This is a genomic window from Nocardioides turkmenicus (genome assembly GCF_011045035.1).
Lineage (GTDB): Bacteria > Actinomycetota > Actinomycetes > Propionibacteriales > Nocardioidaceae > Nocardioides > Nocardioides turkmenicus.
The window spans coordinates 191,950-210,255 of sequence record NZ_JAALAA010000006.1; the positions used below are offsets into that span (position 1 = coordinate 191,950).

Sequence of the window (18,306 nt, forward strand, 5' to 3'; positions counted from 1 at the left end):
GCCAGTCGAGACGTGCGGGTCGGAATGGCAGCACCGCAGGCAGCGTCGGACACCGAGCCTGGCCCTATAGGGCTTTTTACCTTCGTCCGTGTTTGAAATCGGCGAAACCGGGTAGGACGAAGGCATGACCGACGACGACATGCACGTCAACCCCGACGATCTCAGGTCCATCAAGAACACGCTCGACACCGCTGGCGGTGACCTCTTCAAGCAGGCGCAGCCGCTGCAGAAGACCCCGGACGTCGGGGAGTCGTCCTCCGAGGTCGCGACCGCGCTGGCGTCGTTGGCGGCGGCGGTCGGCGGGATGGCCGAGGGTCTCGGTTCGCTCGGTGACGGCGTGCAGAACGCGCTCGACCACGCGACCACGTCCGACGAGGCCGCCGGCGATGCAGGCCGGCGCCAGGAGCAGAGGGTGAGGGGCAGCTGATGCCGGAGGCGATGGACACCAAGGTCTACGGCGACGCCGCCGCGGTACAGACCGCGGCCGACGCGTGCACGACCGCCAAGGACGCCGTCGGGGACGCGCTCGACGATCTCGGCAAGGCGATCAAGACCGCCGGCTCCTGGAAGGGGCAGGCGGGCGCTGCCTTCGAGACGAAGGCGGAGAAGCGCAAGAACGACCTGCGCCAGCTCGAGTCGCGCATCGAGGCCATGGGCAAGGGCCTGTCGACGTTCTCGGGAGACCTCAAGGCGGTCGAGACCAAGATGTCGACGATCCGCGACGAGGCCAGCGGTGCCGGGCTCACGGTCAGCGGCACCATGATCTCACCGCCGACCGACCCCGGCGACGACGCCTCCGAGAGCGATGTCGACGCCCACAACACCAAGGTCGAGAAATGGAACGACCTGGTCAGCCGGGTCGAGGCGGCCCGCAAGGACGAGGACAACGCCCACGAGGATCTCGGCAAGGCGATCTCGAAGTCCACCGGTGACGGCTGGATCGAGGACCGCCTCGAAGACCTGGGCCTGCTGCCGAAGGACTTCTCCGACGGCATGCAGATCGGTGCGTACGCTCTGGGGTTGGCGGGTCTGGGAGCCGGCGCCGGCGTCGACTGGATGGTGAAGAGCCGCTACGGGACGTTCCAGCCGCGCGTGAACGGCCGGTTCGCCAGCCCCGCGAGCCTGACCAAGCTCGAGCGCGCGGCGAAGGTGCTCAGCGACAAGAACTGGCACGCGAAGGCCAACAAGGCAGCCGTACGCGGCAAGTGGCTGACCGCGGGTAAGTGGGCGACCCGTGCCGGCTGGGTGGTCACGGCCGGCAGCTCGGCATGGGAGCAGTGGCAGAAGGACGCCGACGACCCGTCGCTGTCGACGACCGAGCGGGTGAGCCGCACGGTGAGCACCTCCGCCATCACGACCGCGGGTGCCGCGGGCGGAGCCTGGGCCGGAGCCCAGGCCGGTGCCGCCATCGGCAGCATCTTCCCCGGTCCGGGCACGGTCATCGGTGGTGTCGTCGGCGGTCTGGTCGGTGGTGCGATCGGCTCCGGGCTGGCCGGCAAGGCGGCCGAGTTCGTCGTCGACGAGGCCGGCGAACTCGGCGAAGCGGTCGTCGACGGGGTCAGCGACTTCGCGGAGGGCGCCGGCGAGGTAGCCTCCGATGTCGGCGACGCCATCACCTTCTGGGACTAGGACCTTCATGATCTGGGCCGCAATCATCCTGGCCGCCGGCGTCATCGGCGCCGGGGTCAGCATCTGGCAACATCTCGGACTCTCCGCCCGTGCCCGCTCGTGGGCGAATGCGTGGAACCGGGGCGGTGTGGGCGAGGACGTCGTGCTCATCCATCTGCCTTGCATCTCCGCGCTGGCGATCACCGGCTCGACGGCGTTCGGGCTGGTGCCGGAGCAGACCGCCGCATGGACGATCATCGGTGGGCTCTTCCTGCTCACCTGCGTCGTCTACCCGTTGCTGGTCATCCTGCCCACCCCGTCGTTCCTCGAGCCGAAGTGGTATCGCGAGTCGCGTCCGAAGAAGCGCTCCGCGGGAAAGAAGTGACCGTGTCCGAGACTCAGACGACCCTGACGCTCCCGGACGGCTGGGAGAGCGTCGACCCACCCGACGGCGTACGTCTCCTGGCGCTCGCGCCGGCCCACGGCACGTTCCGCGCCAACATCACGGTGACCGCCCAGACCAACGGCGACATCGGGTTCCGCGACTGGCAAGTCGGATCGGAGATGGCGTTCACCCAGATGATGCCGGGCTACACGCCGATCGATCTCGAGCGGCTCACGATCGCCGGGCAGGAGGCGGGGCGGCGGCTGGCGATGTACGACGGACCTGGCGGCTCCGCGCTGACCATGGAGCAGTGGTTCGTGGCGATCGACGGAGTCGGCCACACCCTCACCGCCACCGTGCCGACCAGCGACTACGCGACCTGGGCCGCCCGGATCGACGCCACCGCCGCCACCTGGAGCCCGGCATGAACGCCGCGGCGACGGAGGTCGTCTGGGTCCTGGCAGGCCCGGGCGGACGCCTGGAGCACCGCGCCACGGTCGACCCCACGGGGGATCCATCTCCGGCTCGCCCTCGACGGCACCCGTACGCAGCACCTCGGTGTCCCGCGCGGCCACCTGGTCCCGAGCCTGGTCCGCACCCTGAAGATCCGCCCGATCAAGGATGCCGCCGGGTCGGTGCGCCCGTTCCCGACCGCTCGGATGGCCGAGCTGCTGGGCGAGGACCAGGATGCCCGCGACACGGTCCTGGCCGAGGTCGGCGCCCGCACCGCGTGGTCGATCGCGGTCGGCGAGTGGCAGCTCACAGGCATCAACGGTCCCGACGGTCTCCACCTCGCCCTGGAGGACAGGCTCACCCCCGTCACCAACACCGCCTTCTACCGGCTGCTGTGCGAGCAGCTCGGTGCCTACTGATCCCGGCGGAGCGTGAGGGTCGTGAGGTCGGCGCCGAGGATGCGGAAGGCGTCGACGAGCAGGTCGGCGACGAGCCCGGCCTCGGACTGGGGCACGGTCCGCCAGTAGTGCGGTTGAGACGGCGCCGGGCCGATCGGGTCGGTCTCGCCGGGCGTCAGCCAGCCGGCCGCGCGAAGCGCCTCGTGCTGCTCGGCTGAGGCCTCCCAGGTGCCGCCGATGTGCTGCGTACCTGCGAACTCGGCGAAGAGCACCTCGTCGACACACAGCACCTGACCCCAACGAAACGGGACGGCAGGCTTCGACCTGAGCCGGGCGAGGAAGCCCGTCGGCTCCGGGGCCGGCGGCTCGGGCTCGCCGATCGTCACGAACTCCTGCTGTCCGAGATCGGCGAGCTCGGAGGTGATCCGTTGCTGCCACTGCGTCGCGTCCATCCGTCCATCCAACCAGGGCCGGGAACACGCCCCGCGGGTTACCGCCACGTTCACCAGCCGGGGGTTGTCACCCCGACGCCGCACTGGTTGCATCGGTGCGCTGCCTTCCGCCCCCACGACGAAGGACCCCCACATGACTCTCGGGAAACGCCTCGCGCGCCGGCTCGCCCTCGCCCTTCCGCTCGCCGCACTCCTCTCCGTCGTACCGGCGGCCGCCTGGGCCGCCCCGCCACCCGCGCTGCCGGCCTCGGCACCCGAGGCCGACCGCACCTGGCAGCCGGCGCTCGACTTCGACACCGACGGCTGTTACAGCACCCCGGCGATCGGGCCGGACGGCACGCTCAACGGCGGCCTCGCGATGGGCGGCACCGTCAACGGCCAGTGCCGCGACCTCTCCGACCTGCAGAACACCAACGTCTACTCGCGCTCGAAGTGCAACAACGGCTGGTGCGCGTACCTCTACGGCTACTACTTCGAGAAGGACCAGGTCTCCTGGGGTCCCGGCTCGGCCGGCCACCGGCACGACTGGGAGCACATCATCGTGTGGGTGCAGGACGGTCACGCCCGCTACATGTCGGTCTCGCAGCACTCCAGCTACGCGATCAAGCCCGAGTCGGAGCTGCAGTTCGAGGGCGGTACGCACCCCAAGGCCGTCTATCACAAGGACGGCGGCAGCACCCACTGCTTCCGCTTCCCCAAGACCGGCGGCGGCGACGAGCCGCCCGAGAACCACGAGGGTGTCTGGCAGGTCAAGGGCCTGGTTGGCTGGGACAACTACCCGGCCGGCATCCGCGACCGGCTGGTCGCGGCCGACTTCGGTGCCGCCACCTTCAAGCTCACCGATGCCCGCTTCGGTGCGACGCTGGCCGCCGGGAAGCCGAGCGCGGTGACCCTGGACCCGTACGCCTGAGGTTCAGTCGGAGTCGCGCATCTTCGCGAGCCTGGCGCGTAGGGCAGGCTCGCGGTGCGCGTTGGCGCGCAGTTCGACGTACGCGTCGCCGTAGACCCAGAGCAGCGCGTCGTCGAGCCGCCGCACGGCACCCGGCGGGTAGCGGTAGTCCATCCGCGCCATCAGGGTGTCCTCGTCGACCGAGCGCAGCGTGTCGCCGAGCTCGGTCAGCGAGGTGATGCCCAGCTCGAGGATGACGCCGGAGATCCAGCCGTAGTGGTCGGTGCGGGACCAGCCGGCGTCGGCGTACTGCCCGGCGAGGAAGGCCGCCAGCTCACGGGGACTGATGCGGGGGTCGTCGTCGAGCGCCTGGGTGCTGGCGCCGGTCACGCCCTGCCGCAGGCGGTCCCTGATCGTGGAGAACTCACGGTCGGCGAGCTCGAGCAGCCCAGCGGCGAGGGTGAACCGGCGGTCGAAGTCGGGTACGTGCTCGCTGGGGATGGTGCCCTTGTAGCGGATGTCGTGCTCGAACTCGGCCCAGGCGTGCTGCAGCACGGTGCGGATCTGGATCTGCGCCTGGCGGCCCCGCAACAGCTCGTACGCCGCCTGCCCCTCGCGCGCGGGGTCGAGGCTGACCAGCAGGTGACGGCTGGCGTACCCGAACCGGCCCTCGCTCGCCGTCTCCTCGCCCATGTCGCGGTCGTCGAGGACCACCACCTGGTCGTCGAGGAGCTCGGCGACGGCCTGGACGTCGCTGTGGACGTACGTGATCACCCGGAGCCCGATCTGGTCGGTGATCTCGCGGAGCGGGTCGGTGTAGACGGGCCGTCCGTCGACGGTGCGAGCCGCCTTCGCCGCGAACGACGCGACCGACTTCGCGCGGGAGCTCACGGTGAGGTAGTTGATGCCCGCCTCGTCGAGGATCGACGTCACCAGCTGGACGTACAGGTCGGCGGCCTCCTGCAGCGTCGGCTGGATCGCGGCGTACTCACGGACCGCGGTCCCGGGGTCGTGGACCTTCGCGCCGGCTCGCCCGCGCGGTGTGGGATGGAGGTCGTCGGGCAGCGTCGGCGTGACGATGTAGCCGGTGGCGAAGTCGCCGTACGTCGTGGTCTGGTCCGGTGCGCGGGTCGCGAACAGGCCGATGTAGGCGCACAGCACCGCGTCGACCTGGTCCTCGACCGCGCGCAGCTCGCTCTTGCGTACGGCACTCTCGGCGGCGGTGCGGAGGGCGAGCCAGGACGGGTCGTCGAGCAGCAGCGACGGGTCGGCGCTCTGGAGCCCCTCGAGCAGGCCGAGCAGCACGAGCAACTCGGCGCGGAGCTGGTCGATCTCGCGTCCCGACTTGTGCTTGTACTTCAGCGTCCGGCCCAGGCGGAAGAGGGCGACCGTCGCGGGGTGCGGATAGACCTCGATCGCCCGCCGCCGGCGGCCCGACCGCGGGTTCATGTCGAGCCCGAGCCGGGCCGCGATCCGGGCGCCCCGCGGCTGCTCGCCGAACTCGGGCTTGCTGGTGTTGGTGGGGTGCGCACCCGCGTCGAAGCGAGCGAAGTCCTTGTTGAGCGCCGCCTCGGCCGGCCGGTTGCCGGTGGGGTTGGTGACGATCAGCGGAGCATCGATCGCGGCCAGACACTCGTCGGCGACGTACGGCTCGAGGGCGGTGACGATCTCGTCGTCGGTCCGGGCGGCCGAGACGTGGACGAGGCGGCCCTCCTCGTCCAGGACGGCCAGGCCGGTGGGCCTGCGCGCGCCCCAGGCGAGGTCGACTCCGATGAAGTACATGGGCCCAGCCTGCCCGCCCGGGCGGCGCCCGCATAACCCCGGAGGTCGTCAGCGAGTCGCCTGCACGATCGTGATCGGCCCGAACCGGTGGTCGATGTGGTCGATCTCGCGGGCGTCGGTGAACCCGGCGTCGGTGAGCAGGTCGACGATCCCGTTGTCGAGGTTGCGCTCGGTATAGGCGTTCATGCCGCGGTGGCGGTGGCCCTCGTGCCCGTGTCTGCGCCCGTGGTCGTGCCCGCCGGGGCCGTGGTCGGGGGCGCCGAAGTCGACGATGGTCACCCGCCCGCCGGGCTTGAGCACCCGGTGAGCCTCCCGCCCGAACCCCTCACGCCCGGCGTCGTCGACGTGGTGGAGCGCGAGCGAGGAGACGATGTGGTCGACGCTGCCGTCCTCCGGCAGCAACCGGTCGGCATACCCCTGCACCAGCGAGAGACGTACGCCTCGCCGACCCGCCTTCCGGGCGGCCAGCCGCAGCGCGCTCGGGTCGGGGTCGTGGCCGGTGACGACGGCTCCGGGTACGGCACGCAGCACCGCGAACGAGAGGTTGCCGGTGCCGCAGCCGACGTCGAGCACGGTCTCGCCGGGTCGGATGCCGGCGAGCTCGACCGTCCGTTCGTGGAGCGGGCGCACGCGCGCGAACCGGGTGAAGAGGTCGTAGAGGGGGAGGAGCCAGGTGCGGCCCATGCCGGGGAGGAAGTCGCGGCCTCGATCGCTCTCGGCGCGGCCGTCGATGATCTGTATGGTGGTCATATCTCCACGATGGGACATTCTGCGGATATGCGGTGGGAGGGAAGTCGGTGACGATGGGACGTTCTTCGGATGCGGCCACGCCCGCGAGGAGCGTGCTGCGCACCGTGCGCGCCGACGGCACCCCGATCTACCGCTGGGACCAGCGCCCGGGCGTACCTCCCGTCAGGGTCGTACCCTTCGATCCCGACTGCGACACCGAGCATCTGCCGCCCGACAACCGGCACGCCCACGACTTCTGGGTGCTGGCCTACGTCGAGCGCGGCGGAGGCCCCGTCGGCCTTGACGGCCGGCAGGTGACGCTGCGCGACGGAGAGGTCCACGCGGTGGCTCCCGGCGAGGTCGTCGCCGCCGAGTCGATCGCCGAGCTCACCCACGCGCGAGCCTGGTCGGTGGCCTTCACCCCCGACGCGATCCCCTCCCTCGCCTCCATCTCCCCGCTCACCTGGGCCCACCACCCCCTCCTCGCCCTCTTCGCCGCCGACGGCCGCCAAGCGCTGGTGCCGGAAGCCGAGCGCCCGCGCTGGCAGTCCTGGCTCGCCGAGCTCGCCGACGAGCTGCAGCACCCCGACCGCCTCGGCGCCCCCGAAGCCATCACCGCCATCCTCACGAACCTCCTGGTCGCCTCCGCCCGCCTGGCCCCGAGCGCTCCTATCGCCCCCGACCCGTTGGTCAGTCGCGTGTTCGACGAGATCGAGAGGACGTACGCCACCAAGGTCACCGCCGGCGACCTGGCCCGGTCCTTGGGCTACACCCCCGGCCACCTCACCACCGTCCTGCGCCAACGCACCGGCCGCACCCTCCTCGACTGGCTCACCGAGCGCCGCCTCACCGAAGCCCGCCGCCTTCTCCGCGAGACCGACCTCCCCCTCTCGGTCATCTCCACCCGCACCGGCCTCACCGACCCCGGCTACCTCGTACGCCGCTTCAAGGCCCGCTACGGCACCACCCCCGACCGCTGGCGCCGGGAGGCGTGAGACGCGTAAGGCGTCTTACGCAACTCGCTTAGGCGGACGCCTCATCGAGACGCTCACTCAGCCACTCGGGGATGTTTCCGGCTTCACGCGGAAAGTCGCGTACGTCGATGGCGTAGTTGAACGCTCGAATCGGCGTGCTCCATCGGGGCTCATCGTCATAGTTGAACGTTGTGCGGGCATCGGCGTGGCCGTCGCCCAAGTCAGTGATGGTCCACCGGGCCGACATCCAGGTGCCTGCCCCGGGTGTGTACATGACCTTACGCAGTTCGTTGAGGAGGTCGTCGACCTCGAAAGGGACGCCCTGGGACTCATCGATGGTGCCGTCGGGTCGCTCGACGATGAGTTCGTGCTCGGACAGCATGGAGAGGGAGTTGCGGTTGAAGGTCAGCTTGCGCCAAGGGCCGGTGACCTCGGCAGGAATGAGCGCCGAGATCTCACTGATCAGCTCCCCCTGACGTGTCAGGTTCGGGCCTTGCGGATTCGGGGCGGACATTGGTGAACGTCCTCTCTCTGCGCTTGCCGTTCACGGTCATGACGGCGTGGATCTTTGACGGGACTCGTCGGTCCCCTTCGTATCTCGGAACGATCTTGAGGGCAATGTCGTAGGCCGGGTTGTCACCATCGGCGTACGTGCTCACCCACTGGCGGAGCTGCTTTTCCATATCGTAAAAGTTGTCGGTCAGCTTCGCTGGTCCCGAAGCGACCGACTCGTTGAGCTCGGCCAGCATTGCGATGATGTTGATTCGGTCGGGGCCGCCTCCGCTCGCGCGTTGGAGCAGATGGCCTCCCTGGAAGCCAGGTCCGCCGGAGCGACCGACGACGCCCTGGACGTGCTCGGATCGCGTGGCGTTCCTGAGCGCAAAGTGCGGGTCATTCGCTTCGACCGTTCGTGCCTGTGGGTCGGTGCGGAACACGTGGATGTTGCTCACGACGAAGGTCGCCGAGGGCGCAGGCGAGTTGAGGTCCGGATTGAGACTGCCCTTCTCGCCGTACTCGGTATGGATGTGAGTCAGCATGCCGTCATCGTCGGTGAAGAAAGTCCCTCGGCCGGTGACGTCGTAGGCGGTGTTGGGTTCGAGGGTCAGCCCTCGGGGCGGGAACTTCGTCCGAGGCCCGAGCGGCCCCACCGCGACACGGTTGACCACATCGGGCGCCGGCCATCGCTGCTGGATGCGGATCGCAGACATCGATCCAGGAGCAGGAATCACCGCCGCTACTGAAGTGACCCCTGGTGCCGAAGTGGACGCGCTGGCGGGGGTGAGAGCCGGAGGATTCGGCATCGCGACTTGGTGGTGAACCACTCGAGGCCCGGCCACCTCGGGCGGCTGGCGCGCAGGGCCGGTGACGGAGGGCGGTGTTTGTGGTGCGGGTTCTGAGAGAGGGGTGACTTGGCGACGCCAGCCGGTGGCCATCCCCCAGGCGAACCCGGCTGCGCCCCAGATGTGGCCGACCCCGTAGGCGGCCGGGCGGGTGAAGCGCCAGGCGAGGTAGGTGAGGACTGCGCAGATGGCGAGCTTGAGCGCGTAGTGCACCTGGGCGCTGGTCAGGACCTCGCTGAAGAACCGGAGCAGGCACAGGGCCACGACGAAGTAGATCGGCCCCATGACCAGCGGGCCGATCACGCGATGCAGCCAGCCGACCGCCAGGTCGCGGGTGCGGTCGAACATGAACAGGATCCCGGCCGCCGGAGCGAACGGGACGATGAGGCGGATGAGGACGAACGCAAGCAGGATCGCCAATCCGGCGATCAGCAGGTAGCCGCAGGTGACGATCACCGCGACCAGGTTGACGAGGCCTGCGGTGGCGCGCTGGCCCCAGTGCTCGCCTTTGAAGTACTCGTACGCGACCGAGTCCTCACGGTCGATCTGATCGGCGATCGTCTTGAACGCGTCCTGCTTCTCCTCGACGATCGCCTTGCCATCACCTTCGGGATCGGACCGGTAGGTCTCGTACTCGTCGAAGGTGAAGTGGGTCGCCCGGAACAGGTCCGGTCCGTACTCGCGGGCCGTGGCGGAGTCGGCATCGCCCAGGGCGCCGGTGAGCCAGGTGCGGTATTGGGTGGAGCGTACGACCTCGTCCATCTGGCCGTTGATCGCCGCCACCGCTGGATCCTCGCCGGGCGCCGGGTGATCCTCGAACCCGGTCGCGATCAGCGTGACCGTGTTGCGTACGCCGTCATCGACCAGGCGGACCGACTCGGCGGGATAGGAGATCAGCAGAGTCGTTCCAAGAAGTACGACTCCGGCCCATGCGACGGCAGTCGCGGATCCGGCGATGTGGCCCGTGCGTGCGCGCCAGATCGCGGTCGCGGCGACGAGGAGGACGGCGATCGTGATCCACGGGCGCCAGACACCGTCGGTGACTGCACGGGTGGCATCGACGACCGGGTTGTCGAGGGCCTGGACCGGAGAGTCCGGATCGACAACGGCGGCCAGGAGGGCGTGGGTCCAGTTCGGGATCGCCCCGGAGATCTGGAGCAGGATGTTCCCGATCGCCGTCCCGGCTCCGGCGACGAACTGGCCGGTGCACCCGTTGTCGTAGGTCCACAGTTGCGGGCTCGTGCCGTAGGTCGACTCCAGGGTCACGCCGTCGTCATCGAAAGGATCGGCGTCCTTCGGGCTCTCGCCGAACTGGACGATCCACGACCCTGCCCCGTACGGGGAAGCCGGGATGGGCGCCTCGTCGTTGTTGCACGCAAGATCGACCGCACCAGCCGGCGAACCGACCACGACCGATCCGATGACGACGAAGGTCAGGGCAAGCAGCGCAGGGAGCAGACGCGATCGCCCGCGGCGACGTACCCGAAGCGGTGCCTGACCACCCAACTCCATGCCCCCCGATGCTCCCGAAACCGGACAGCAGTTTCACCCACGACGCTTATGGTGGCCACCGTTTAGGGTCTCAGCGCCGGTGCTGAGCATGCGGCCGAGCGGCCCGCATCTTGCTTAGCCGGCAGCGACGGACGCGGTGGTGAAGAAGTCGGTGGGCATTGCGTGATCCAGTCGCCATGTGATCGCGATGGGGCGATCACCGGTGTGGGAGACGTACGTGGCCGGGCCGAGGAAGAGGTACGGCGACGTGCCCAAGACTCCGTCGGCCTGTTCCCTGGCGAAAAGCAGCACCGTGCTTGCACCAGTCAGATAGCGCTGGCCGGTCTTGCTCGCCACCGAGGTTGTGGACTGCGTCTCCCAGTGAAACAGCGTCGGGCTGATCGGGTAGTCGCGGTACATCGTTGTCGGCGAGAAGTCGGCTTCGGACTTCTTGAGGTTGATGAAGAAGGCATCCACGTTGAGTTCAGGGATGTGCTTGACGCCTTCACGCATGGAGTTCGGCTTCCGGTCGAGGCTCGCATAGCCCAAGGCCGCGAGGATCTCTTCGCGCTGATACCGCGCGTGGACCATGAGCGGCACCCCGGAAAGTGAGCCGGTCAGCTCAGACAGACGGTGGCGGGCAGAGTCGAAGGCAAGATCGACAACGGATTGGATCTCGGATCGTGTCGCCTGCTCTGCCCGAAGAGCTGCGAATCCCGCATCAATCGACGCGAATCCGCCGCCATCGGGCCAGAGCGAGAAGAAGAGCATGTCGGCCAGCCGCTGTTCGCCCGGCGAAAGCGATGAATACGACGGCGCGTCGTCGGCGAGCATTCGAGTGAAAGCGGTCGCGCGAAGCGGGTCATCGACGTGGGAAAACGCGCGTACGCGACGCAGCAGTCTCGTCTCGGCCTCGGTCCCTTGAGGCACCGGAAGGCCAGCCGAGCGACGAAGTTCCGTCCATGAACGCTGGCCCTTCCGCAGAATGTCGGGCAGTTCCATTCCAGACTCGTCGAGATACTCAGGAAGCGACAGGTCACCGTACGAGCGCAGCTCCTGAACCATCGAAGGCCACCGGTTCGAGATCTGCGACTTGAGGTTGTCGACGATCAGCGCCTGTGCTTCACGATCCATGACGATCTGGCAACCGGCGGGCAGGAACGGGAAGCCGCGTTCCACCTCGCGGCGGAGGGCAGCTCTGGTCAGCCCGGTCATCGCTCGAAGCTTTCGGTCCCAGGAGAACTGCTTGTTCTGATGGCCGACGAAGTCGAGGACGGTAAGAACGGCCTTGTCGCGGGTGCGCCGCAGGCCGCGACCGAGTTGCTGCAGAAAGACGGTGGCGGAGTCGGTAGGCCGAAGGAACAGCACGGTGTCGACGTCAGGAACGTCGAGGCCTTCATTAAAGACGTCGACAGAGAACAGCACGTTGAGTCGTCGTTCGCGCAGGGCGGCGATGGAGTCGCGGCGCACTGGAGAAGTCGTGGTGCCGGTGACGACTCCGGCGGGGATTCCGGCCTTGTTGAAGACCTCGGCCATGTAGTTGGCATGCGCCACGTCGACACAGAATCCGAGGGCACGCATCTCGGACACATCGGGCATCTTGTCGCGGAGCTCGTTGAGGATGATCCTGGCGCGAGCATCGTTGCCGGTGTACAGCGTCGAGAGTGCCGTGTCGTCGTACTTACCACGCACCCACTTCACGGTCCGGAGGTCAGTGTTGTCGGACACTGCGAAGTAGTGGAACGGACAGAGCAGGTCTGCGCCGAGTGCATCCCACAGCCGGAGCTGTGTGGCGATGCGGTTGTCGAAAAACGAAGCGACATTGACTCCGTCCGCACGTTCCGGCGTCGCGGTCAGACCCACAAGCTCTGTGGGCTTCAGATGGTCAATGAGCTCGCGGTAGGACTTCGCCTCGGCATGGTGGAACTCGTCGATGACGACGATGTCGTAGGTATCCGGTGGGATCTGTGAGACGCCGTACGACTTCAGTGACTGCACACTGGCAAAGACGTGCTCCCAACGCTCCGGGCGAGCTCCGTCGACGTACAACTCTCCGAAGGTCGCATCGGAGAGGACTTCACGGTAGGTCCGCAGAGACTGCTGCAAGATCTCCTTGCGATGCGCCACGAACAGGAGCTTCGGACGCTTCCCATCTGTGCTGTTCTCTGCCAGCCGCCGGTAGTCGAGCGCGGCGACGACAGTCTTTCCGGTCCCGGTCGCAGCGACAACGAGGTTGCGATGCCGGTCGTGCAGAGTCCGCTCCGCGTCTAGGTCGTCGAGCATCTTCTGCTGGTAGGGATATGGCCTGACTTCGAGGCCTGAGAGCGAGATCGTGACCCGGTCTCCACGGCCGCGGCCCGATGCTTCAGCCAACGCATCATCGAGCCGATCCCGGTCTCGGTCGGGGTCATACAGTTCGAAGTCGCCGTGGTTCCAATAGGTGTCGAAGGTCGCGGTGAACTTGTCGAACAGAGACGGCGTGCCCTTGCGAGACAGACGGACATTCCATTCGACGCCCTCGACCATGGCTGTTCTCGTGAGGTTCGAGGAGCCGACGTACGCGGTGTCGAACTCGGTATTGCGGCGGAACATCCAAGCCTTCGCGTGGAGACGAGTGCGCTGAGCGTCGTACTGAACCTTCACCTGCGCGCCGAAGTCTCGAACTAGTCGGTCGAGCGCGTCGCGCTCGGTCGAGCCGGTGTATGTGGTGGTGATGACTCGCAGGCGTGCGCCGCGGTCGCGGAGGCGCTTCAGCTCAGGCTCGACGAGTCGAAGTCCGTACCAGCGTACGAACGCGCAGAGCAGGTCTACTTCGTCGGCGGTGTCGATCTCGGCGCGGAGCTCGGCGGCGAGGCTGGGTTCTTCCTTGGAGTTGGTGAGCAGTGCCGCCTCAGTGAGTGGGGTCTTCGGGCGGGTGTTGAGGTAGGTGACCGTGCCCGGGGCCTGTGGGCTGCTGATCCGGCGGAGCTCGGTCGGGGGAGTGACGATGTGGTCCGCATCGCCGGCCGCCAGTTGAGCGATGAGCTCATTGGCGGCCTTCACCCGAAGCTCAGGATCTTTGACGGCCTCAAGGCTGCGTACAGCTGCTTGGTAGACGTGGCGAGCAAGCACATGCGGCTGATCGGCCTGGTCCACAGGTGTGGTCTCGACGTCGCGATCGGTGACTCGTCTGAGCTGGTCGTGAAGGTCGTTGGTGACGAGCAATTCGTAGAGGCCGTCATGCGATCCGAGGTCTGACACCTGTCCAGCTTCTCTAACGGTGCCGCCGAATCGTCGGAACTTTGCAAATCTCGTCCTCAATTGTGGGGAGGACCTCCCAGACTTTCCTCTGAGAGGTCTCTCGCGGGCTCGATCCTGGCGGAATCCACCGGGACGCTGGTCATCTACGCTGCTCTTATGACCAGAGGGCCGCGCCGGGCGACGGTGAAGGACGTCGCGGCGCTGGCGGGGGTGTCGCCGAAGACGGTGTCGAACGTGATGAACGAGACCGCGTTCGTACGTCCCGACACCCGCGAGAGGGTGCTGGCGGCGGTCGAGGAGCTGGGGTTCGTACCGAACCTGAGCGCCCGCAGCCTGCGGAACGGACGGACCGGCGTGATCGCGCTGGCGCTGCCGGATCTGGCGACGGCGTTCTCGGCGGACCTGCTGCACCGGGTGGTGCAGGTGGCGCACGAGCGCGGGATGGTGGTGCAGATCGAGGAGACGGCGGCGGAGCCGCAGCGGGAGTACGACCTGGTCTCGCGGGCCCGGGAGCACCAGATCGACGGGCTGATCCTCAACCCGATCCGGCTCAAGGACAGCATCATCGTCCACGACGACCAGCTGCCGCCGGTGGTGCTGATCGGGGAGGTCGAGCAGCACAAGGTCGATCGGGTGCTGATCGACAGCCGGCAGGGCGGGTACGAGGTGACGAAGCACCTGCTCGAGCGCGGTGCGCGGCGGATCGCCACCCTGGGCGGCGAGACGGGCGCACACGACGCCACGGCCACCAGCATCCAGCGGCTGGAGGGTTATCACCGGGCGCTGGCGGAGCACGGGATCGAGGCCGACCCGAAGCTGGAGGTGTACGTCGAGGAGTGGTCGATGGTGGGCGGCGCCGAGGCGGCCGCCGAGCTGCTGGAGCGCGACACCAGTTTCGACGCGATCGTCGCGTTCACCGACTCGATCGCGTTCGGTGCGATGCACGTCCTCGACGAGCACGGGATCTCGGTGCCCGGCGACGTGATGATGACCGGGTTCGACGACGTCGAGCACGCCCGGTTCATGAACCCGTCGCTGACCACCATCGGCCTGAACCGGCACGCCTTCGCCGAGGCGGCGGTCGATCTGCTGCTGACCCGGATCAGCGACCGGACGAGCCCGCCCCGCGCGGTGGCGATCCCGCACGAGCTGGTCGTCCGGGCAAGCACTACGCGGTAGGTCGGTCGCGGCGATCTAGTGAGCGGTCCGGCGGCCGTGTGCGATCCACACGCCGACCAGGATGCCCAGCAGGTAGCCGATACCCGCACCGATGAGGAGCGTCGTGCTCATCGGGAGAGTGGGTTTCGGGACTTCATGCTTCCCATTGGCACTCGCCATCGAGGCGTGATCGATCGACGGCGGCAGGGATCCACCGAATCGGGGACGAACAGGCCCTTGCCAGTCTCATTACATCGATGTAATAGTGTGGCATGTAACGCAGGTCACACCCCACCTCTGTGACAAGGAGACGCGATGGCACGTCGATCCACGATGCTTTCCAGACGCGGGCTGCTCACCGGAGCGGCCGCGATCGGCGGGGCGGCCGCCCTCTCCGGCGGCCTCTCAGCCTGTGGCGCGGCAAGCGCCGCCAACCCCGACCAGATCCAGTTCTGGACGCTGCTCAGCGGCGGCGACGGCGGCACCATGGCCGACATGGTCGCGAAGGCGACCGGGTCGGGCGCCGCGTACGACGTCAAGACCACCACCCTGGTCTGGGGTGAGCCCTACTACACGAAGCTCGCCATGGCGGCGACCGGCGGCCGTCCGCCCGAGCTCGCGATCATGCACGCCTCGCGCGTGCCCGGCTACGCGCCCGGAGGTCTCCTCGACTCCTGGGACGTCGCCCGGCTCGCAGAGCTCGGCGTTAGCCAGGACGACTTCCCCGAGGAGATCTGGCAGAAGGGCATGATCGGCGACAAGGTGTTCGCCGTCGCGCTCGACGCCCACCCGACGGTGCTGATGTTCAACCCCGAGATCTGCGACAAGGCCGGCGTCCTCGACAGCGACGGCAAGCTGCGCAGGACCGAGTCGCCCGAGGAGTTCCTCGATCTGCTCGGCCAGGTGGGCGGCCAGACGAAGGGCTCGCCGCCGCTGTCGTACGGCTATCTCGGTGACGGGTCGCAGATGTTCCGGCTCTTCTACACCTTCTACACCCAGCACGGCGCGTCGATGACGTTCCCCGAGGGCGGGAAGGCGGAGATCGACGACGACATCGCCGTCGAGTCGCTCGAGCTCATGCAGAGGCTGCTCGACGGCAAGCTCGCCGTCCAGCGCAACGACTACGCCGCAGCGCTCGCCGAGTTCGCGACCGGTCGGAGCGGCCTGCTGTTCACCGGCGTCTGGGAGCTGCGGTCCGTCAAGGAGGCCGGGGTGCCGTTCGACATGACCGCCATCCCGACACTGTTCGGCACCCCGGCGGCGTACGCCGACTCGCACGCGTTCGTCCTGCCTCACCAGAACGAGGTCGACGAGCATCGTCGCGACCTGACCTACCGGTTCGTGGCGGACCTGCTCAAGGGTTCCTACGACTGGGCGACCGCCGGCCACGTACCCGCCTATCTTCCGGTGACCCAGAGCCCGGAGTACGCGAAGCTGACGCCGCAGTCGCACTACGCCGAGGTCGCGCAGCAGGTGAACTACGACCCGGCGGCCTGGTTCACCGGGTCGGCCTCCAACTTCCACTCCAACTTCGGCAACGCGATCCAGCCGGCCCTGATGACGGGGAAGGACGCGCCGGGCGCCATCGACGCGTTCCGTGCCCGGGTCGACCGGCTGCTGAAGACCCAGAACCCGGTCGACCCCGATGGGACGTGGAAGCCATGACCACCATGTCCACCGCCGCACCCGCCGCCGCACCCAGCCGCGAGCGGCTGGTCAGCTGGGCGTTCCTCGCTCCGTTCCTGATCGCCTTCGCGCTCTTCCTGGTCTGGCCGCTGGTGCACGGCCTCTACCTGAGCGTCACGAACCAGTCACTCACGGGCGCAGGGGGCTCGTGGGTCGGGCTCGACAACTACCGGGAGGCGCTGACCGACCCGACGATGTGGCGGGCGCTGCGTACGACCGTCTGGTTCACCATCGTCTCCACGATCCCGCTGGTGATCCTCGCGCTCGTCATGGCGCTGCTCGTCCATCGCGGGCTGCCGGGGCAGTGGCTGTGGCGGCTGTCGTTCTTCATGCCGTTCCTGCTCGCCTCGACGGTGATCTCGCAGATCTGGGTGTGGATCTTCAACCCGGACATCGGTGCGGCCAACTCCGTCCTCGGCACGTTCGGGATCGAGCCGATCGCATGGCTTCAGGACCCGGCCGTGAACCTCTACGCGATCGTCATCGCCACGGTGTGGTGGACGGTCGGGTTCAACTTCCTGCTCTACCTGGCCGCGCTGCAGAACATCCCCGACCAGCTGTACGAGGCCGCCGCCATCGACGGCGCCGGACCGTGGCGCCGGCTCACCTCGATCACCTTGCCTCAGCTCTGGCCGGCCACGATCCTGATCGTGATGCTGCAGGTCCTGGCCTCGCTGAAGCTGTTCGACCAGGCGTACCAGATGCTCATCGGCGTCTCGACGGACACGACCCGGCCGATCGTCCAGTACATCTACGAGTCCGGGTTCGTCGGCTATCGCTTCGGCTACTCGGCCGCCATCTCGTACGTCTTCTTCGCGCTCATCGTCATCGTGGGCGTCTTCCAGATGACCGCCATGAACCGACGGAGGAGCCTGTGATGAGACCAGGGGAGAAGAGATTCGGGGTTGGTCAGATCGTCGCCTTCGTCGTCCTGGCGCTGATGGCGGTCGGCTGGCTGATGCCGTTCCTGTGGGCGGTCGCCACCGCGTTCAAGACCGAGACGGACGCCGCGTCCGAGTCGGGCTGGATCGGCGACGACGGCCTGACGACCGGGGCGTTCCGCGGGATGCTCGAGAACGGCAACGTGTGGATGTGGGCGTTCAACAGCCTGTGGACCTCGCTGGTCATCACGCTGCTCACCGTGACGATCTCGGCACTCGCGGCGTACGCCTTCTCGCGGCTGCGCTTCCCGGGCCGCCGCTGGCTCTTCGCGGTCATCGTGGCGGCGATCATCATCCCGCCGCAGGTGCTGATCATCCCGCTCTTCTACGAGATGCTCACCTTCGACCTGATCGACACGGCCTGGGGGCTGATCCTGCCGCAGATCGTCGCGCCGGCGATGGTGTTCATCCTCAAGCAGTTCTTCGACGGGGTGCCGATCGAGCTCGAGGACGCCGCTCGCGTCGACGGCGCCAACCGGTTGCGGGTGTTCTGGTCGATCGTGCTGCCGCTGTCCCGCCCGGTCATGGCGGCGGTCGCGATCTTCGTGTTCATCAACGCCTGGAACAACTTCCTGTGGCCGTTCCTCGTCATCAACGACACCACGCTGATGACCCTGCCCACCGGGCTGCAGACCGTCATCGACGCCCACGGCATCCAGTACGCCCAGACGATGGCCCAAGCCGTCCTGGCCGCGCTGCCGCTGATCGTCGTCTTCCTGTTCTTCCAGCGACAGATCGTCAAGGGTGTCGCGACCACCGGCTTCGGCGGCCGGTAGCCAG

General features: G+C 67.9%; 17 protein-coding genes. 11 read left to right on the top strand and 6 right to left on the bottom strand.

Features of this window, described 5'->3' with window-relative positions; genetic code table 11:
* Positions 1–124 precede the first annotated feature (124 nt).
* From G5C66_RS09200 to G5C66_RS09220, 5 genes are all read left to right on the top strand, one after another.
* Positions 125–427, top strand: coding sequence for a hypothetical protein (locus tag G5C66_RS09200; RefSeq protein ID WP_165110654.1), 303 nt, complete (start codon positions 125–127; stop codon positions 425–427).
* Positions 427–1,629, top strand: coding sequence for a hypothetical protein (locus G5C66_RS09205; RefSeq protein WP_165110655.1), 1,203 nt, complete (start codon positions 427–429; stop codon positions 1,627–1,629). Before G5C66_RS09200 ends, G5C66_RS09205 begins: the two co-directional genes overlap by 1 nt.
* A 7-nt stretch (positions 1,630–1,636) precedes the next feature.
* Complete coding sequence (locus G5C66_RS09210) at positions 1,637–1,993, top strand: hypothetical protein (protein WP_165110656.1); 357 nt, start codon at positions 1,637–1,639, stop codon at positions 1,991–1,993.
* Between the two features lie 2 nt (positions 1,994–1,995).
* On the top strand, positions 1,996–2,421 hold the full coding sequence (locus G5C66_RS09215) for a hypothetical protein (protein WP_165110657.1): 426 nt from the start codon (positions 1,996–1,998) through the stop codon (positions 2,419–2,421).
* Between the two features lie 207 nt (positions 2,422–2,628).
* Entirely contained in the window at positions 2,629–2,865 is a 237-nt protein-coding gene (locus tag G5C66_RS09220; protein WP_165110658.1) for a hypothetical protein, read from the top strand.
* Here G5C66_RS09220 and G5C66_RS09225 read toward each other — a convergent pair.
* Positions 2,859–3,296 carry a TY-Chap domain-containing protein gene (locus tag G5C66_RS09225; protein ID WP_165110659.1) on the bottom strand — a complete coding sequence of 146 codons (438 nt, stop codon included), beginning with the start codon at positions 3,294–3,296 and terminating at the stop codon, positions 2,859–2,861. The genes G5C66_RS09220 and G5C66_RS09225 overlap by 7 nt on opposite strands.
* A gap of 133 nt (positions 3,297–3,429) precedes the next feature.
* Between G5C66_RS09225 and G5C66_RS09230 the strand changes: the two genes are divergently transcribed.
* The gene (locus G5C66_RS09230) at positions 3,430–4,206 is read left to right on the top strand and encodes an NPP1 family protein (RefSeq protein ID WP_165110660.1); all 777 of its coding nucleotides are present in this window, start codon (positions 3,430–3,432) and stop codon (positions 4,204–4,206) included.
* Positions 4,207–4,209: 3 nt separating this feature from the next.
* Here the strand turns inward: G5C66_RS09230 and G5C66_RS09235 are convergent, their stop codons facing one another.
* Complete coding sequence (locus tag G5C66_RS09235; protein ID WP_165110661.1) at positions 4,210–5,967, bottom strand: DUF429 domain-containing protein; 1,758 nt, start codon at positions 5,965–5,967, stop codon at positions 4,210–4,212.
* Positions 5,968–6,015: 48 nt separating this feature from the next.
* The gene (locus tag G5C66_RS09240) at positions 6,016–6,717 is read right to left on the bottom strand and encodes a class I SAM-dependent methyltransferase (RefSeq protein WP_165110662.1); all 702 of its coding nucleotides are present in this window, start codon (positions 6,715–6,717) and stop codon (positions 6,016–6,018) included.
* Between the two features lie 53 nt (positions 6,718–6,770).
* On the opposite strand from G5C66_RS09240, the gene G5C66_RS09245 reads away from it, so the two are divergent.
* Positions 6,771–7,691, top strand: a complete 921-nt coding sequence (locus G5C66_RS09245; RefSeq protein ID WP_165110663.1) for a helix-turn-helix transcriptional regulator — start codon at positions 6,771–6,773, stop codon at positions 7,689–7,691.
* A gap of 28 nt (positions 7,692–7,719) precedes the next feature.
* Here the strand turns inward: G5C66_RS09245 and G5C66_RS09250 are convergent, their stop codons facing one another.
* The 3 genes from G5C66_RS09250 to G5C66_RS09260 form a co-directional block, all read right to left on the bottom strand.
* Complete coding sequence (locus tag G5C66_RS09250) at positions 7,720–8,184, bottom strand: agglutinin cell wall attachment protein (protein WP_165110664.1); 465 nt, start codon at positions 8,182–8,184, stop codon at positions 7,720–7,722.
* Positions 8,126–10,522, bottom strand: coding sequence for a type IV secretion system protein (locus tag G5C66_RS09255; RefSeq protein ID WP_165110665.1), 2,397 nt, complete (start codon positions 10,520–10,522; stop codon positions 8,126–8,128). Before G5C66_RS09255 ends, G5C66_RS09250 begins: the two co-directional genes overlap by 59 nt.
* 114 nt (positions 10,523–10,636) lie before the next feature.
* Complete coding sequence (locus G5C66_RS09260) at positions 10,637–13,741, bottom strand: DUF3427 domain-containing protein (RefSeq protein WP_165110666.1); 3,105 nt, start codon at positions 13,739–13,741, stop codon at positions 10,637–10,639.
* Between the two features lie 156 nt (positions 13,742–13,897).
* Here G5C66_RS09260 and G5C66_RS09265 point away from each other — a divergent pair, with 156 nt between their 5' ends.
* The 4 genes from G5C66_RS09265 to G5C66_RS09280 all read left to right on the top strand — a co-directional run bounded on the left by G5C66_RS09265 (position 13,898) and on the right by G5C66_RS09280 (position 18,302).
* Complete coding sequence (locus G5C66_RS09265; protein ID WP_165110667.1) at positions 13,898–14,920, top strand: LacI family DNA-binding transcriptional regulator; 1,023 nt, start codon at positions 13,898–13,900, stop codon at positions 14,918–14,920.
* A gap of 294 nt (positions 14,921–15,214) precedes the next feature.
* Positions 15,215–16,564 (top strand): extracellular solute-binding protein, encoded by a 1,350-nt coding sequence (locus tag G5C66_RS09270; RefSeq protein WP_165110668.1) that lies wholly within the window; start codon positions 15,215–15,217, stop codon positions 16,562–16,564.
* Entirely contained in the window at positions 16,561–17,463 is a 903-nt protein-coding gene (locus G5C66_RS09275; RefSeq protein ID WP_165110669.1) for a carbohydrate ABC transporter permease, read from the top strand. The genes G5C66_RS09270 and G5C66_RS09275 overlap by 4 nt, the downstream gene beginning before the upstream one ends.
* A complete protein-coding gene (locus tag G5C66_RS09280; RefSeq protein ID WP_165110670.1) occupies positions 17,463–18,302 on the top strand; it encodes a carbohydrate ABC transporter permease in 840 nt (279 codons plus the stop codon). The genes G5C66_RS09275 and G5C66_RS09280 overlap by 1 nt, the downstream gene beginning before the upstream one ends.
* The last annotated feature ends 4 nt before the right edge of the window (positions 18,303–18,306 follow it).

Excerpts from the sequence above, each read along its gene's own strand:
- G5C66_RS09200 (WP_165110654.1), top strand. The coding sequence starts at position 125 with ATGACCGACGACGACATGCACGTCAACCCCGACGATCTCAGGTCCATC.
- G5C66_RS09205 (WP_165110655.1), top strand. The coding sequence starts at position 427 with ATGCCGGAGGCGATGGACACCAAGGTCTACGGCGACGCCGCCGCGGTA.
- G5C66_RS09210 (WP_165110656.1), top strand. The coding sequence starts at position 1,637 with ATGATCTGGGCCGCAATCATCCTGGCCGCCGGCGTCATCGGCGCCGGG.
- G5C66_RS09225 (WP_165110659.1), bottom strand. The coding sequence starts at position 3,296 with ATGGACGCGACGCAGTGGCAGCAACGGATCACCTCCGAGCTCGCCGAT.
- G5C66_RS09230 (WP_165110660.1), top strand. The coding sequence starts at position 3,430 with ATGACTCTCGGGAAACGCCTCGCGCGCCGGCTCGCCCTCGCCCTTCCG.
- G5C66_RS09235 (WP_165110661.1), bottom strand. The coding sequence starts at position 5,967 with ATGTACTTCATCGGAGTCGACCTCGCCTGGGGCGCGCGCAGGCCCACC.
- G5C66_RS09240 (WP_165110662.1), bottom strand. The coding sequence starts at position 6,717 with ATGACCACCATACAGATCATCGACGGCCGCGCCGAGAGCGATCGAGGC.
- G5C66_RS09245 (WP_165110663.1), top strand. The coding sequence starts at position 6,771 with ATGGGACGTTCTTCGGATGCGGCCACGCCCGCGAGGAGCGTGCTGCGC.
- G5C66_RS09250 (WP_165110664.1), bottom strand. The coding sequence starts at position 8,184 with ATGTCCGCCCCGAATCCGCAAGGCCCGAACCTGACACGTCAGGGGGAG.
- G5C66_RS09255 (WP_165110665.1), bottom strand. The coding sequence starts at position 10,522 with ATGGAGTTGGGTGGTCAGGCACCGCTTCGGGTACGTCGCCGCGGGCGA.
- G5C66_RS09265 (WP_165110667.1), top strand. The coding sequence starts at position 13,898 with ATGACCAGAGGGCCGCGCCGGGCGACGGTGAAGGACGTCGCGGCGCTG.
- G5C66_RS09270 (WP_165110668.1), top strand. The coding sequence starts at position 15,215 with ATGGCACGTCGATCCACGATGCTTTCCAGACGCGGGCTGCTCACCGGA.
- G5C66_RS09275 (WP_165110669.1), top strand. The coding sequence starts at position 16,561 with ATGACCACCATGTCCACCGCCGCACCCGCCGCCGCACCCAGCCGCGAG.
- G5C66_RS09280 (WP_165110670.1), top strand. The coding sequence starts at position 17,463 with ATGAGACCAGGGGAGAAGAGATTCGGGGTTGGTCAGATCGTCGCCTTC.